Source organism: Myxococcales bacterium (assembly GCA_012513515.1).
Classification (GTDB): domain Bacteria; phylum UBA10199; class UBA10199; order 2-02-FULL-44-16; family JAAZCA01; genus JAAZCA01.
This window is the reverse complement of record JAAZCA010000031.1, coordinates 19,061-35,554: the sequence shown is the minus strand read 5'-3', so window position 1 is coordinate 35,554 and position 16,494 is coordinate 19,061. Positions and strand designations below refer to the sequence as shown.

Genomic DNA, 16,494 nt, shown 5'->3' with positions numbered 1-16,494 from the left:
TTGCACCTTTATGAATATTCCCGGAAGAACAGCCATGGCGGCCCTTGCCATGATCTTTTTCCATTCCGCATTGTACGCCGGGGAGCCGGTGGATCTTGGCGTCATCTCAGTGACTGCCGGGATAGCGGGAAAATCGGCGGGAACCATGGTCGATCGCGTTGACAGAGGCGATATCGACGAAGGGAGCTCAGAGACCATTGCCGACGTACTCGGCGATTTGCCATCGATGGAAGTCGTTAGCGGGACTAGGGGCGAGCATCTTTTTTACATGAGGGGGTTCGACCAGAAGGAGGTCTCCGTCCTGATAGAGGGGGTTCCATCCGCCATTCCGTATAACGGCGATCTCGACCTCGGAAAGTTTCCCTCCTTCATGGTGGAGGAAATTGAGGTCGTCAAGGGGGCCAGCTCGATAAGCTATGGCCCGGGCGGACTCGGCGGTGCAGTCAATATCATCACGAGATCGCCGAGCAAAAATCCGCATTTTGAGTTTAGGGGCGATGGGTCGCCGGTGAGCAAGGTAGGGGCGTCGATTCTTCATAGCAACACGATAGGCAAAATCGGGTACGTACTTTACGGCGGCTTCGATTACCGGGACCACTTTCCGCTCTCCGGGGATTATACTCCGACTCCAACTCAGGGAGGGGGAGACCGAATCGGCAGTGAAGTTCAAATGGGATATGGTGGGGGCAAACTCGACATAGAGCTCGTGCAAAATCACACCCTCCTTGTTTCAGCCGACCTCGTTAGAGGGGACTATTACGTTCCTCCGAATACGCAGGTATCTAGGCCGCGTTTCTGGCGTTTTGATCCCTGGAGTGCGGGCACGATTTCTGCTTCGCACGAGGGGAGATATTTTTCCGACCGTATGCAGATCAAGGAGACGCTCTTTCTTTCCAAGTTCGACAATACTCTGAAATCCTACGACGATTCTTCATACAGTTCGCAAGGTTTCCCCAGCTCATTTACATCCCGCCATAGCGACATCGCCGCTGGCGGCGTACTGCAGGGAGCTTTCGTAATAAGCCCGCCGTGGATGAAGAAGATAGAACTGCTTCTGTGGTCTGGAGGCAGGCTAGAGAAGCATACCGAGAGCAGCGAGGGCGCCGCAGGCTCGATCAGCTATGAACGCTGGCTCGTCACCATATCTCCACAGATCAACTGGGCGCTCGATGAGATCTGGAGCATAAAGACCGGCCTTCAGATAGATTCGGAGATTCCACAGAGTTTTCCGTCGCTGATAGAGACTAAAAATCAGATGACCGTGAGCCCTCTCTTTGCAGTCGAATTTTCACCCTCCGATGCTTTTATGATCGGTCTCTCCGTTGCAAGGCGCGCCAGATTTCCAACGCTGAAGGAGAGGTTCGCTGATGCGTTCGGATCGCATCTTCCAAACCCGAATTTGGGAGCGGAGAAGGGCTGGAACTTCTCGCTCGATGCGACTGTGACTCCGCTAGAATGGCTCACCTTCAGGATCAGCGTGTTCGATAGCGAGATTTACGATATGATATTGAGGGAGCTTGTCTCGCCGGATCTCTACCAGTTGCGAAATAGCAGTAGAGCGCGATTAGCCGGGACGGAGGTGGCGATCGAATTCAAATTCGACGGATGCGACCTGAACATAGATATGGGGTATCAGTACCTCTTTGCCAGAAAACTTTCGAGTTCACATCCTGCAAGTCAGCTTGAGTACAGGCCGGAACACAAAGGCAGATTTTCCGTGGCATGGGAGCCACTCGATCTATTCAGCGTATCGAGCAGCCTGATCGTCACCGGTCCGCGCCCTTATGTTAATCCAGAAAGCGGGGTGTGGGCCAGTCTCCGATCCAGCGAGCGCTGGGACGTGAAGATCACGAGCGACCCCTTCAAGTGGCTTGAGCTCTCGCTGTCGGTGCGAAATGTGATCGATGCGAATAACATGAGCGAGTTCGGATTTCCAGAGCCGGGCAGAAGCGTCTGGCTTGGGATGAAGCTCCACAACATCTGACATTTTCAGAACGATATTTGAAACTGTTTCGCTACGCCGGAGCTCAGGTTGTCGTCGAGCTGCCCTTCCTCCCACCCCATGGCCGTCAGGCTTTTTTCGCTGGGATATTTATTCATGAAATCGAATCCAATGAGTATCTTGGCGCTGGGTAGAATTATTTCTATCGGCCATGGAATTTTTTGTCTAAGTTGCAGGGCATCCAGATTGAAGTCCGGGGAGAACTTGTCAAAGAATCCGCGTCTATTTGTTTCCAGAAAATTTTTATAGCCCAGATCATATCCGAACTGAAATGGCTTCATGCGATTTGGGAAAAGGGAGTAACGGTATTGATCCAGCGAGTGGAAAGAATCGAAAAGCGAGAGATCTATAGGGGTCCCCTGATCTTCGTGACCGACATTCCAACCAATCTTCAAAAATCTGGTGAACGCATTTACCTGCGTGTTTGTAAGGCGCACTCCGTTTGGCGATTCTTTTCCCCCACAATACATAACCCCTCCCTCGTTTTATTCGGTTCAAAGGAGAATGGACATTTTGCGGGCAACTTTATGAAAGAGCGAATTTGAATGCCCACAGACTATTCCACGCAGCGCGTCATGGCAAGGCAATAAGCTGTTCGTTTGTGATTTTGTTTCTTTTGATCCTTTAAGGAACCTCTGAAAAGCTAGAGGCAACAATAACTTCGACCATGGACGATTGACCATCGACCAAAACATCAAGAAGCTGGAATCTGGAAGCGAGAAGCGAGATTTCTACAGGCGAGGTTTTTCTAGCTTCTAGCTTCTGTTTTTCCCACTTCACGGCTGTTGCGGGATCCCCGATTATACCACTCGGGGATGACAACCTTCTCGTCATTCGGGGATGACGACCTTTCCGTCACTCGGGGATGACAAGCGCATGGTTTTTAGAGGCGCTCTGAATTTGCTGATTTTTCGGAGGTTACTTAAGTATTTTCGCTTGCATGGACTGGCCGAACCGGTTAAGTCGCTGATATGTATCTTTTTTATAGTGGCGCGAATCGTTTGCCTCCCCGAAAGAAGTACGCAACTTTTTTTGCAGGAAGCCGAGAAGCAGGGGACTATGCGTTTTCCTGTGCTTAAGCCTTTTAATTTTCCTTTTGCCGCAACGCCTGCCTCTTTCGCTCCTGTGGCTTTCGCCGGGCAGGCTGGGAGCTCAAGCGCTCCAGTTTTCACCATTTGCCAGGTTAAAAATTTTTGCAAAAGGTTCGCTCATGGTGCGCCGCATGGCATTTCCGCCGGATCAATCTTTGCTCCATCTCACGCGATGGCCTTTGCAGGCGATGCGGGATCCGGGGCTGCGATCTTTTCCTCCGGCGATGCCGCTGCCAGCGCTGCATTGAAGTCCTCAGAGATTTTTGCGGGGCTTTATGGTTTTCCTGACCATGATCCCGATGATACCTCTGAGCCGAAAAAGAAGCTCCTCGAACGGCTCGAAAAGCTGGGGCATAAGGACCTCAAACTTGTCAGAAGTGCGCTTGATAACCTTTCCACTCTTTCCACCGATAGCCAAATAAGAAATTTGCGATGTGCGTTTTTACTCGCCAGCTGGGACTCCTCCACTCCCGCGATCGCCGCCGCGCTGATCTCCGGAAAGAAGGATTATTCTATCTCCGGGAATGGTAAATCGGAGGTTAAAAAATTACTGAGCCAGCTCGAGAGGACAAAATCCTTTACCTGCGACTGGTCTGACAAGAATCAGTACGGCCGTCTCATGAGCCTTCTATTCGCGATTTCGAACAGCCACGAGGAGTTGATGCTTCTCGCGGCTCAGGACACAGTCGACGCAGGGCTTTTATCTCAGCGCCCTTCTTCCGGCCTCGACCGCGAGAGCGAGGAGAAGATGCAGCGATCTCGTTTCGTCACATCGCAGATACTGAAATATTTCGGTTTTAGCCAGGATGGAGGAACCCTCGAGGACGTCGCATTCCGGCATCTGGAGCCATTCTCTTACGAGGAAATGGAAGAACATCTCCGCAAGCAGGTCGGCATGGATAGGAGATCGTCCAATGCCAGGCTGGAAGAAATTTCAAGGGAGCTCAGGGATGCTTTGGATGCTAAAGGCATCGGTCACTATATCGAGCATCGCATGAAGACAACTGTCAGTGCCCGTGTCAGACGTGATAAGAAGGGGAATAACCGCGATACCAACGGAATTAGGATCATAATAAATGACGATCGCGACGAAATGTGCTACGAGGCGATGGAGGAGGTCAAAGCTTATTTCACCGCCCGCGGCTGGGAGTATCTACCTGAGCATTACGACGACTACATCTATGTTAAACAAAAGGCAAACGGGTATAAGTCCCTACACGCCTATTATAAGGATTCCAGCGGATATCTCCTGGAGGTACAGGTAAGAACGTCGGCCATGCACATGAATGCCGAGTTCGGTTCCGCAGCTCATGGCGCTTATAAAACAGGGGAAACGGTGCAGCTAACGACCTCGTCGGACATAGACCCTCCCAGAACCCTGTTTAAAGCGAAAAAAGATGGGATTCATTCGTCCGGAACTTTTTTCGTCATCGATGACTCCAACGGAAAGATTTTGAAGATCGTTACCGGCAGCCAAGATAGAAAACCATCCCTGCTTGACGCCGCCTTTGCGAGGGACGCATTTTCCGCTCTCTATGCCGATGTGGGTTTTTTGGAAGGTTCGTCCAAAAAACTTGAGTCCCGTATCGAATCCGGTCAGAGGTTCGATTTCCAAACGAGGGGCCATTCTATATTTCCCACAAGGATCCATATTGTGAAAACCCCCTACGCCAGGGCGATGATGTTATATGCTGCAACCGTCGCAGAGAAGAATTTCTCGCTTGATCCCAGAAAGATAAATAAGGAGTACCTTTCCGGACATGGCAAGGCTGAGCTGGCTAGGATATCATCCGAGGTGAAGGAGGAGCTCATAAATTCACAGGGGGGAAGGAAGTTTGGGACTGCCAGCCCGACCTTCCTTTTTTCGTTTGAGCGTCTCTATCGCAGATTGGGATTCAAAACTGAGGAAGAGTTCTTTATAACGCTTGGGGCTTTTCGTAAAGCTTCTGAAATTTCTAAAACTTCTGGAGCTTGGCGGCAGGATTTTGTCAACGAAGTCAAGAGCAGGATAATGGCGAATTCGATACTTTTTACGCGTTACGATCGTAACGAAAAAGTTTCGGCCAGACTTCTCCTTCGTCACGACTCATCGCTTCTCAAAAACATACTTTTGTCGGCGTTTGACTACGGGCTTTCTTTTTCATCCGTAAAATTCGAAAGGGTTGGAGAATCACAGCAGGCCTTGCTTGAATTCGAGATGCCTATCGACGAGCCTAGCAAGTTGGAGGCGGTGGACGAATTTTTCTCCACGCTCGAGGATTCCTACAGGGGCACCCCCCCTCCCTACGTGGGCAAAGTCACATTTATGGATGTTGTGGTCGAGAGAACAGAATTTGCAGATAAGGGAGTTATGCAAAGCGTGCTCGAAGCTCTGTTAAATGATCGCGTGAAGATAGACTGGTGTGATTTAGAAGATACCCCGACAGGGAAGTTCAAGGTGAGGATCCCACTTACTGGGGGCATGAGCAGGGATAACGTTGAGAAGATCATAAGATCCAAGATGAAGATCAAAGGTGTGGGTTCTCTTCAAATCGTATCTGCTGATGGAGTAGAAAGGCGCTTTATAGAACGCACACAATCTTGGGCGAATAGGATCATGGGCGCGAATCCTAAAAAACCTCGTTAATGGCGCAGGTTTTTGTTACGCCGTCATTCCCGCATGATTTAAGCCGCCGCTACCGCGGGGTTCCGACCGCTTACCAGTCACCAGTCATGGCGGTTACTTTTTATCGAGCTATCAAACTGTAGCACGGTCTTTTAATATTTATACATCAAGTTAGAAGGGCGGCACCCTTCAAACCAGTGACCGGTGTGGCCTGAATTCTTGGAGGGATTGTTTACTTTTATTAAGAAATTATGTGCATCCTTGAAAAGTTGCTGGCCCGTCATCGCCTCGACGATGGAGGGGAGAAGTTGATTTTCTATGAATATAGGGTTTAGGAGCATCTCCTCCGCCTTGGGAGTCAGGCCGTCAACGAAGAAGTTTTCATCTTTGGGGCGAAGAGGGCTCCCCCCCTCCTCGAAGGCCGCGGCAAATCTTTCAGCTGAGGTCCAGAAGACTACCACGATCCTGTGTGCGCCGGTGTTAAACGCCGCAGGCCTCGGGCAGATCATCAACGATTCGATGTAGCTTTTTGGGTATCTTTCGGTGGTTTTCAGGGCCGTTGTCCTATCTTCAAAGATTGCGGCTGCGATTCTGGGGGGCGGTTCGGATATTCCGATTTTCACATCGAAAAAACTTCCGAAATAGTGATCGGCGAGACACTCCTCCTTGCCGTTGCAGTTGTTGTGTTTCGCTATCTTATGATCTTGATGTATCGGCTCGACCGGCTCTCCACTTCGGATGAGCTGTAAAGGGAGGCCGTTATGAGCGAAATCGACCATATGGGCCACGTCGGTTTGAAACTCATTGGGGACCAATCCGCCGAGCAGACTCCTTTTGATATTGATTTTTGGCGGCATTTAGCGAACTCCTCCGGTATGGTTATCGTCAATTTTTCAAATTAGTTGCCCTTTTCCCTTTTCCCTCATAGGACAGAAAGGGCACCTCTCCTCTAAAAAATACTTGTTTATCAGGAGTAATTCCTAGTATGAGGCATATCAATGTCCATGATATCGAAAAAGGATCTCGATGAGCTCTACTGCCGTCTAAATCGGCGGGAATACGTCTCCCCTGATCCGCTTCAGTTTTTGTACAACTACAGTGAAGGGGTCGATAGAGAGATCGTCGCTCTCATTGCGTCCTCGCTTGCATATGGCAGGGTAGCGCAGATATTAAAAAGTGTCGAAAAAGTCCTAAATTTGGTTAAAAATCCGTCAAATTTTATTGAAAATAACAATTTTAAGTCGATGAGAATGCTTTTTAAGGACTTTAAACATCGTTTTACGACTGGGGATGAAATTGCATCTATGCTATTTGCAGTAAAGGGAGCGGTGGAGAGGTTTGGATCTCTGGAGGGATGCTTTTGCGATGGTTTTTCGGCTTCTGCGGCGGATATCTCCGCGGCTATGGCAAAATTTGTCGATAACATGAATAAATTGGCTGAAAAACCGCTTGGATATCTTCTTCCTTCGCCGATTTCGGGGAGCGCCTGCAAACGATTGAACCTCTTTGCGAGGTGGATGGTGAGGTGTGATGAGGTCGATCCCGGTTTTTGGAGAGGAATTCCCCCCTCGAAGCTGATCATTCCCCTCGATACGCATATGTACAGGATATGCTCCTCAATCGGCTTTACATCGAGAAAAAGCGCCGATTTCAAGACCGCCGCTGAGATCACCGCCTCTCTTCGTGAATTTTCCCCGGAAGATCCGGTAAAATATGATTTTTCCCTAACCCGCCTCGGCATAAGAAGCGACATGGACCCTTCATCATTCATAGCCAAGTTCTCTTCGGGGGAGACAAACGGTACCTATTCCAAAAAGAAGGCGTTTTAAGCCCCTCCAATTGGGGAGATAAGCCATTTGTCTCCCCGGAAGATAGAACACTTTGATTTTCCTAGCAACTTCAGCCGCCCTCCTGTCGATAACAATAACAGAGAGCAAGCAAAGGGAGAGTTCCCAAAGATGAAGACGGGAGTCGTAGCCAAAATAGAGTGGCTCGTTTCCAGCGATCCGTCCAAGGTTGGAGAGCAGGGGGAGGGAGACCTCTTTTTTTCCTTTGCAGCTGATGCGATGGAGAAGGTGGGGGCTGCCCCGAATGCCCCGGTGGATGAAATGGTGAGGGGATCCGATCCTCGCCGCGATCTTGAAGTATTGGAAAAACCTGCCCGCACGGTCGAACGCGCGCCGTCATTTGAATTCCTGGGAATAAGCAGATTCAAAAGAGCGTAACAATACTGCTTAGAACTTCATCACAAATTCGATGAGCGATCTTGTCATCGCGCCAGTGCCGCCGAGATCAGAAAGCGGGAGTTTTTCTTCGGTCCAGCTGGACGCGGCGATGTCGATATGCGCCCACGGAATTTTTTCGTCCACGAATTCGCGAAGAAAAATAGCCCCCATTATTGTCTGTGCCTTGCTCTTGCCGGAATTTTTCAGGTCTGCGATTCCGGATGTGTAACCCTTTTTGTACTCCTCTACCATCGGGAGTTGCCACATTGGCTCGCCGGAACTCTTCGCCGCAGCCATCATTTTGGCGATCAGCCTTTCGTCATTTCCCATGATAAGCGAATAGAGCTCGCCGCAGCAGTAAAGCGCGCCACCGGTCAGCGTCGCTAGATCGACTATCGCGCTGGGCTTCATTTCGGAGGCCAGAACCAGGGCATCGGCCAAGATAAGCCTCCCTTCGGCATCAGTCGTTATGATCTCTATCGTCTTGCCGTTTTTTGCGCGGATTATGTCGCCTGGCTTCAGCGCCTTTCCGTCGGGAAGATTTTCAACAGCCGGGATGATAGCTGTCACCTTTATGCCCGGCTTGAAATTTCCAATCGTTGACATCGCGGCGATGACGGCGGCCGCCCCAGCCATGTCATCCTTCATCGTCGGCATCCCCTGTGGAGGCTTTAACGAAATTCCGCCTGCGTCGAATGTCACTCCCTTCCCGACCAGAACAACGTGCTTCTTCGGTTTTTTCTTAGGGCAATATTCGAGGATTATCAGGGCGGGAGGTTCCTCAGAGCCTTTTGCCACCGAGAGTATGCATTCCATCTTTTCATCAGCCATGCGTTTTTTGTCATAGACCGTGCAAGAGAGCCCTGCTGTTTTGGCTATGCGCTTCGCTTCGACGATCAGGTGCGACGGGGTCATATAGTTGGCGGGTGTGTTTATCATATCGCGCGCGCGAACGGTTGCCTCCGCCAGAGCTGCGCCGAAATCGAGTGCCTTTTTGAATTTTTCCGACGGGCGATCGATGGTGATTGAAACCTCCGTGACCCGTTCGTGCTTGTCATCTTCGTCGCTCTTGTAGTTTTCATAAGCATACGAGCCTAGCATCGTCCCTTCGGCTATTGCACGTGCCGCATCAGGAAGCTCGATGGATGATGGAAGTTTGGGCAGGACTACTGCGCATTTCTTGCCGTGGATTTTCTCGGTGCTGCGGGTTGCGGCGGAAGCGAAATTTCTTATGTCGTCGAGGGATATTTCCTGACGTTCGCCCAGCCCATACAGCATTATGTACCTCGGCGCTACGAGCCCTGCCGAGAAGAGCGTCATCGATGTGGATTTTTTTGCCGTAAATTTTTCGACCCTGGTCTGTTTCATCAATTCGCCGGAAAGTTTTTCGTCAGATATTTTTAAAAGTTGCCCGAAGGAAGGTATAGTTTTACCTTTTAATTTGGATTGTACGCATCCGATGGCCAGAATATCGCACTTGTCTGCGAGAACTTTTTCTTCCGGGGTTGTGACGAATTTCATTTCTTTTCTCCTCCACTATAATGATGGCGTAGTATAAACGTATCTTTGGTCAATTGTCGATAGTCCATGGTCGAAGTCTCCCTTACGCCGTATTTTTCGCCCTTCACCGTTGATCGCTTGTCTTTCATAAAACAATTGTCCGCGAGGCCGCTTTAATATAGATATATGTTATGTCCGATCAGCTCGAAAAAATTCTGAAGAAGTCGATGTTCACGCTCGGCACCTTCATCGAAAAGGTTATCGGCAAGGCCAAAGAGGTGAAGGTCCAGACGAGCATCCGAAGCGGGGTGCAGCCGATACTCTCCGTCGAAAGCCTGATGGACTATCCGAAGCTGAAGGAGCTCATAGACCTCTCTGTAAATAAGATCATGGAGCGCTATATCCCCGATCTTTCCGGTAAAACTACGCTGGAGCTCGGAGAGGGGCCTGCGGCATACGGCTCGAAGCTTCTCGCGCGTCAGGCCGAGCTGGCGGTGGCGGTAGAGATAGGCGGTGGCTCGGTGGGGCGGCAGGGGGATATCTCGCGCGGATATATCGTCCGCAGCACTGCACAGGCGCTTCCGTTTCCGGCGGAGAGTTTCTCATATCTGCTGGCGAGGATGGCCACCCCGATTCAGGGGGATTTAAGCAGGGCGCTTTCCGAAATGGGGAGGGTGCTTTCTCGCGGAGGGCAGGGCGTGCTTGTGGACTATCACCCGTTCGGCCTCTATACAAAGCGCGGCTCAGGCAAGCTTCGTCCTGCGGACTCCATGGTGCGAAGGTTCGAGGATTATTATAGGATTTGCAAAGCTGCGAATCTTCGCGTTGTCGATGTGCGCGAGGTTTTTGTCGATGAGACGATGCGCGGTCAATTCGCCAGCGAGGAAATCCAGGCTTATAGGCAGCTCAAAGGGACGCCGCTGCTCATCTTCATATTCTTTTACAAATCAAAAAAATAGCTTCCATCGGGGGACATAAACCGTTTGTGTCCCCGGAAGAGGGGGTTCAATGAATTTTGACGACAAGTTGGATGAGCTTTTCATAGACCTTCCGGAGCCGTCGGCAGAGATAGGCAATACGGTCAACTTCGTTACCTCGGGGAAACTTCTCCACGTCAGCGGCGTGCTTCCATACGTAGATGGAAAGTTGCAGTATTCCGGAAAGGTCGGCATCGAAATAAAGCCCGATACCGCCAAGCTCGCCGCGAAGACGGCAGCTATAGCGATGCTTGGGATAGTGCAAAGCGCCCTCGGCGGAACTATCAACAAGATAAAACGCGTAGTGAAGCTCGAAGTTCATATCGCTACTGGGGTTGACTGTATACATCACGAGAAGATTGCAGACGGTGCAAGCGAGCTATTCGTGCAGATATTCGGCCCATATGGAAAGCACGTTCGCAACGCCTACGGCGTCACCAGTCTTCCTAAAAATTCCTGCGTTGCAGTGTCGGGGGTTTTTGAAGTGAAATAAGATTCCGTGACTCGTGACTTGTAACTCGTGACTGGTGAAATGTCGGAATTGGATTCCCGCTTAAATCATGCGGGAATGACATTCATGGTGTCATCCCCGAGTGCTTTAATCGGGGATCCAGCAACGACCGTGACTGGTAACTCGCTTCCAGATTCTAGCTTCTTGATGTTTTGGTCGATGGTCAATTGTCCATGGTCGAAGTTATGTCAGTACATGGTCGGGTTTTCCTTACGCCCGATTTTTTGTCTATCTTCCAATTTCCTTCTGAAACTTTTCTTCATCGCGCTTCTCCAGCATGTGCTCGATTTTGCGCACCAGAGAACGAAGGTGAAAGGGCTTCGAAACGTAATCGTCGGCCCCGTGGGAGAGCCCCTCGATGCGGTCGCGCTGCGCATCGCGCGCGGAGACGATTAATATAAGGATATCGCTTGTTGACTCATCCGCCTTCAGGCGGTTGCAGACCTCTATCCCGGAGATCTTGGGCATCATTATGTCCAGGATGATCAGATCCGGTCTGTTTTCCTTTATCGACTGGAAGGCCTCCTCCGCATTATACGCGTTTTCGACGTTATACCCCTCGCGGGAGAGGAGTTTTCCAAGCACGGCATGGATCTCCGGCTCGTCGTCGACGACCAGCACCCTATAGGAACTCGGATTTATTGTCATGATTTCAAATACTTAGCTGCTCCGCCTCCCATCAGTCAAGGGAAAAATGATCCTTTTTAGCTATATTTTAATTTTAAGGATAAAATTCCTTTTTAGAACAAGGTTATCCTTGCAGAGGCCTAGAACTTTCTTTACACTCCCGCGTATATTCCCAGCTCTCGCGTAGCAGGTTTTTTTGTAGCTTGACGGAGTTGTTTCGAATCGCTAGATGAGCGGAACTGCAGTTGAAAACTCAATAGTCGATTAGCGGAAATCGGGTCGGGAAAGGTGGTGAAACTCTCCGAATCGGCCAGTCCGCGTATAAAATTAATATAGTCCGACATCCTAGCTTGCAGTAAATAGTCCCGGGTAACGTGAATTGTCACGTCACTTGGGGCGAAAGGAAAAATGGAGAGTTAAACAATGAAAAAGATTCTAGTTATAGCTTTAGCGCTCGGCCTGGCCTTTTTTGCGGCCAACGTCAACGCGCAGGAAAAGTACGTAGGCGGCGGTTTTGAAATGTCCGGCAGCATCGTAACCGGCATGGGTTATCAGTACCACAATGACAAGGCCAACACGGAAATCGCTACCGGTGTAGATGGAGTGCTGACCGGTCCTGGCCCGATGGGCAAGTACATGGGGGCTGACTCGAGCAAGAAGCACTATTTCGGTTTCTTCCTCGATGGCGTGGAACTCGACATCATGAAGTCCTTCGGCGAGAACGTACGTCTTCGCGCTGACCTCGACTTCGGCAGGGTGAATTCCTTTGCTGCTGGCACCCAGGCTTTCGTACTCGAACAGGCCTATGCCACCGCGAACATCCCGGCTGGTAACGGCGTAGAATTTTTGGTCGGTCGTTTCAACGCCCCGATCGGCTTCGAGTCCGTAGATGTAGCTGACAACGATCTGATCTCCCAGACCATCCTCATCCGCTCGCAGATCCGTCCGGTCGGTCTCACCGGTGCAAAGATCTACTATGCTTTCTCCGATTTGGTTGACCTGCACTTCTGGGCTGCCAATAGGATCATCAACGACGATAACTTTGGTAGGACCGCTAACATGCCGGCTCTCGGCGCCAGAATCGGTTTCAACTGGGGCGAAGAGGGAACAGAGAGCACATTCGGGATCTCCCCGTTCTTCGGGCCTTCCGATGGCAGCAGCAACAGGCACTACAGCTTTGGCGTGGATGCAGATATCAACTGGTGGCTTACAGAGTCTTTCGCTCTCGGTCTCGAGGGAATCTATCGTCGTGATAACGCCCTCGTTCCTGGCGTGGACGAGAACCTAAATACCTTCGCCGGTCTCCTCAACCTGCACTATGTGTTCTCCGATGTGTGGGATGGAACGCTCCGTTATTCGATGGCGATGCAGCGTCAGGGTACCAACGGCCCTATCGACTACATCGGTACTGGCATAAAGCAACAGGTGCATGAAATCGCTCTTGGCGGCGGATACGCGGTTGCCGACGGTGCGAAGTTCAAGCTCGAAGGCCGCTTTGACATCGTGAAGCCGACATCAGGTGCAGGTGAGACGCAGTACGTGTTCGGCGCAGTCATGGGCTTCGTCTATAACTTCTAAAGTTTGAAGCTATAGAGATGTAAGGTGTAAAACAAAAGGCCCCCGTGAAAACGGGGGCCTTTTTTTATTCGATGGTCGAGGATCGAGGTTTGATGATCGAAAACCGAAAATGTCGGAACGGGATTCCCGCCTAAGGCATGCGGGAATGACACCGTGTTTGTCATCCTCGAGTGGTGTAATCGAGGATCCAGTAACAACCGTGAGGATTGACAATGGACCATAGACCATTGACCTAAAAAACAGGTTAAGGTTGAGGCCGAGGTTAAGAAAAACCATTTTTGCTTAACCTCAACCTTTCACCATCCACCGTTGACCTTTAAACTTGCCTGCAGTCAATCCTATTGACCAAAACCCTTCAATCTGATTTTTACTACCGCCATGCCTGCTATAAGCAAAATTTGGATAACGCTCGGGCCGCTCTTTGTTATAAACGCGGTCCTTGTCAGCTCATTTTTCATGTACCACATCTGGTTTTCAAAGAAGAAAAAGAGGGAGTTCGCCGGCGCCAAAAATCAGGGCTCCAGCTTTCTCGATTCGACGACCAGAGAATGGTGGTTCTGGACCACTGATCCGATAGTGCGCTTCCTGATCAAACTGCGCATAAGCCCGAACATGATAACCATCATGGGGCTTTTTATCGCTGCGATTTCAGGACTTCTCTTCGCCATAGGTTCCTTTGGCTATGCCGGATGGGCGATGGTATTCGGGGCGAGCTTCGATTTCTTCGACGGCCGTGTCGCGAGAATAACCGGCAAATGCACACGCTCCGGCGCATTCTTTGATTCTGTCACCGACAGAGTTGGGGAAGCGGCCTGTTTCCTCGGGATCGCATATTATTTCAGGGATGGATGGATAATGCCGATCGCCATAATAGCGATGATCGCCTCTACGATGGTGAGCTACACCAGAGCGAGGGGCGAGGCGCTTGGAATCGACTGCGCGGTTGGGGTCATGCAGCGTCCGGAGAGGATAGTTTACATGGGTGTGGCTGCGATCATGCAGCCGGTCGCCGATGTAATTCTGGAGCATTGGTGGCACAACCCTGCGCCGGTTCTTGTGATAGGCTCCACGATATTCATAGCGGCGATGACGATCTGGACCTCCGCCTACAGGACGATATTCGTGATGAACGCGCTGGACACGCAGGACAAGCGCGGCAAGGAAACGATGGTGCAGATCCTCTCCAAACTCACCACGCACAGCGGCCGCGAGGAGCTGTGGGAGAAGGCGAGATACGGATACGACAGGAGCAAAGCGCGATTCGCCCATGTGGTCATCTTCAACATAGGTGGAGTTGACAGAAAAATTTTTGATTCGATGTTAACTTCCGGAGAGCTGCCGAATCTTTCAGGACACATCTCTTCGCGCGGCGGAAAATACGAGCTGTGCGGATCCTTTCCATCTACGGCGGGAACGGCGATTGCCCCTTACATAACCGGGTGTTTTCCTGGAACATGCGATATACCCGGAATCAGATGGTTCGACAGGTCTATTTCCAGCTCAAAAGTTTTTTCTATGAATAGGTTTCGCGACTACGATGGCTGGGGAACCTACGCGATGGATCACGATCTTTCAAACTCCGTTCGTACGATCTTCGAATATTCGCGGCAGGCCGCCAATATCTTCGGCCCGCTCAATCGCGGATGCGGGCTGGTGCGCGACATGTCTTTTTTCAGCACGCTCAGCAGGTTCCAGAAAGCAAGAAGCGCGGCGGACCTGGATGCTGCGGCTAATGCGGCTCTGGGCTGGTTTTCCTCGGCCGCCAGGAAGGAGACCGATTTTGTATTTTATTCATTTCCGCCAGCGGCATTTTTGAATCCGGAGGAGGCTAGCGAAGAGGCGGTGAAATATTCTTACCGCAGACTGGATGAGTACATAGGCGGGGCAATAGGCATACTCAAAGACCGCGGACTTTATGACAGGACCGCGCTTTTTTTCGTCCCGGACTGTTCTCTGGTCGAAAGAAAAAAGAGATTTGATCTCAAGAATTTTCTTTCCAAGAGGGGAAAGGTCGCCGGTTCATCTGGGAATTTGAAGGACTGGCAAGAGAGCGACGTGATCTCTCTACCCTCAGGGACTTCGATGGCGAATCTGTACTTCAAGAAGGGCGGTTCTTGGGATGAAAGAAACTTTTTCGAGGATATCGAGAGAAAGGGAATCGTAGGGTCTCTAATCGAGAAAGCTGAAATCGATATCGTGGCTGGCCGCAGCAACGAAGGCGGAATAATCGTCCAGAGCTCGCGCGGAAAAGCCAGGATCATCGAGGATGCCGATGGCAGGATAACCTATCTGACCAGAGAGGATCCATTCGGATATGTAGGGCAGGGTCAGGTACTCGATGCCTCTTCGGGACTTGAACGCAGCTGGGAGAGCGCCTATCCGGATGCGATAGTGCAGCTTCTCGGTCTTTTTAGATCGAAGAGGGCTGGTGATATCGTCACAAGCGCTGCTTCCGGAGTTTCACTGCTTTCCACATCACATGATGGTGCGGGAAAATATACTCATGGCTCGCTTCTTTCCGAACATATCATAGTGCCGCTGTTGTCGAGCGTTGTGCTGAGGGAAGGCCCGATGCGTAGCACTGATATATTCAGCACGGTTCTCGATATCTTTGGAATAGCGGGGGCGCACGCACTCGATGGAGTTCCCCTCACAGAATTTTCCGCGAAGGTGGAAGAGGGGGCGTGTGCGGGTTAAAAACCGTTACTGGTGACTCGTGAATCGTGACTGGTGGAAAAAGGAGGTCCTGTGGTAAAATCTTCGAAAAAAAAGATTATTTCAGATCAACCGGTCACTCTAGATGATGCGATGGATACCTTTATCCAGGGAGCCGGAAAAATTTCATCGGCGCTTTTGGGGATGATAAACAAAGTCGGCGGCCAGATATATGCACTGCTTTTTCTTTCCGACGATCCGCTCTCCTTGGACGAAATTTCCGATAGGCTTTCAGTCTCAAAGAGCAATATATCCATAAATATAAGGATGCTCGAGGATTATAATCTTGTTCGCAAGGTCTGGGTTAAGGGGTCGCGAAGGGATTACTACGCAGCCGAGAGGAGCTACCCGAAGAAGGTGCTGCGTGATTTTCTTGAGAGGATTTATGGAACCTTGTCCGACGCGATAACGACGATAGAGAGAACGCGGGCCAGAGTGAGCGAAGCCAAGATAACTTTAAGTGGGGCCGAGAAGGAAAAGGCTCAGTTCATGCTTTCGCAGTTGAAGATGATTGGACTCTTCTATTATGCAGCCAATGATTTTTTTGAAGATTTCTTCGCAGGCAAACCCATCGATATCGAAATAATACGCCGAATTATTTTAAATCCAGAGGAGCTGGGGAAGAAGTAACGATCGTTACTGGTGACGATTGACAATGGACTA

Annotated in this window: 14 protein-coding genes; 9 read left to right on the top strand and 5 right to left on the bottom strand. The window is 50.5% G+C overall.

All coding sequences use genetic code 11. The features are described from left to right. Positions 1-10: 10 nt before the first annotated feature. Positions 11-1,984, top strand: a complete 1,974-nt coding sequence (locus GX659_06950) for a TonB-dependent receptor (GenBank protein ID NLD28522.1) — start codon at positions 11-13, stop codon at positions 1,982-1,984. 5 nt (positions 1,985-1,989) lie between these two features. Here the strand turns inward: GX659_06950 and GX659_06945 are convergent, their stop codons facing one another. Together GX659_06945 and GX659_06940 are read right to left on the bottom strand one after the other, a co-directional pair. Beyond that, on the bottom strand, positions 1,990-2,472 hold the full coding sequence (locus tag GX659_06945) for a hypothetical protein (GenBank protein ID NLD28521.1): 483 nt from the start codon (positions 2,470-2,472) through the stop codon (positions 1,990-1,992). A 154-nt stretch (positions 2,473-2,626) separates the two neighbouring features. Beyond that, positions 2,627-2,836, bottom strand: coding sequence for a hypothetical protein (locus GX659_06940; protein ID NLD28520.1), 210 nt, complete (start codon positions 2,834-2,836; stop codon positions 2,627-2,629). Positions 2,837-3,061: 225 nt separating this feature from the next. Here GX659_06940 and GX659_06935 point away from each other — a divergent pair, with 225 nt between their 5' ends. Continuing rightward, positions 3,062-5,719 (top strand): hypothetical protein, encoded by a 2,658-nt coding sequence (locus GX659_06935; GenBank protein NLD28519.1) that lies wholly within the window; start codon positions 3,062-3,064, stop codon positions 5,717-5,719. Between the two features lie 131 nt (positions 5,720-5,850). Here the strand turns inward: GX659_06935 and GX659_06930 are convergent, their stop codons facing one another. Then, positions 5,851-6,555, bottom strand: a complete 705-nt coding sequence (locus tag GX659_06930) for a hypothetical protein (GenBank protein ID NLD28518.1) — start codon at positions 6,553-6,555, stop codon at positions 5,851-5,853. A 141-nt stretch (positions 6,556-6,696) separates the two neighbouring features. Here GX659_06930 and GX659_06925 point away from each other — a divergent pair, with 141 nt between their 5' ends. Both GX659_06925 and GX659_06920 read left to right on the top strand, forming a co-directional pair. Next, positions 6,697-7,527 (top strand): TIGR02757 family protein, encoded by an 831-nt coding sequence (locus tag GX659_06925; GenBank protein ID NLD28517.1) that lies wholly within the window; start codon positions 6,697-6,699, stop codon positions 7,525-7,527. Positions 7,528-7,656: 129 nt separating this feature from the next. Beyond that, a complete protein-coding gene (locus GX659_06920; GenBank protein ID NLD28516.1) occupies positions 7,657-7,923 on the top strand; it encodes a hypothetical protein in 267 nt (88 codons plus the stop codon). A gap of 9 nt (positions 7,924-7,932) precedes the next feature. Here GX659_06920 and GX659_06915 read toward each other — a convergent pair whose 3' ends face one another. Next, on the bottom strand, positions 7,933-9,444 hold the full coding sequence (locus GX659_06915; protein NLD28515.1) for a leucyl aminopeptidase: 1,512 nt from the start codon (positions 9,442-9,444) through the stop codon (positions 7,933-7,935). Between the two features lie 170 nt (positions 9,445-9,614). On the opposite strand from GX659_06915, the gene GX659_06910 reads away from it, so the two are divergent. Then, positions 9,615-10,382, top strand: a complete 768-nt coding sequence (locus tag GX659_06910; protein ID NLD28514.1) for a class I SAM-dependent methyltransferase — start codon at positions 9,615-9,617, stop codon at positions 10,380-10,382. Positions 10,383-10,431: 49 nt separating this feature from the next. Continuing rightward, complete coding sequence (locus GX659_06905) at positions 10,432-10,893, top strand: RidA family protein (GenBank protein NLD28513.1); 462 nt, start codon at positions 10,432-10,434, stop codon at positions 10,891-10,893. A 246-nt stretch (positions 10,894-11,139) separates the two neighbouring features. Here GX659_06905 and GX659_06900 read toward each other — a convergent pair whose 3' ends face one another. Next, positions 11,140-11,559, bottom strand: a complete 420-nt coding sequence (locus GX659_06900; GenBank protein NLD28512.1) for a response regulator — start codon at positions 11,557-11,559, stop codon at positions 11,140-11,142. A 402-nt stretch (positions 11,560-11,961) separates the two neighbouring features. On the opposite strand from GX659_06900, the gene GX659_06895 reads away from it, so the two are divergent. From GX659_06895 to GX659_06885, 3 genes are all read left to right on the top strand, one after another. Next, complete coding sequence (locus GX659_06895; protein ID NLD28511.1) at positions 11,962-13,116, top strand: outer membrane beta-barrel protein; 1,155 nt, start codon at positions 11,962-11,964, stop codon at positions 13,114-13,116. Between the two features lie 378 nt (positions 13,117-13,494). Further along, entirely contained in the window at positions 13,495-15,813 is a 2,319-nt protein-coding gene (locus GX659_06890) for a hypothetical protein (GenBank protein NLD28510.1), read from the top strand. 51 nt (positions 15,814-15,864) lie between these two features. Next, a complete protein-coding gene (locus tag GX659_06885) occupies positions 15,865-16,461 on the top strand; it encodes an ArsR family transcriptional regulator (GenBank protein NLD28509.1) in 597 nt (198 codons plus the stop codon). Positions 16,462-16,494 lie beyond the last annotated feature (33 nt).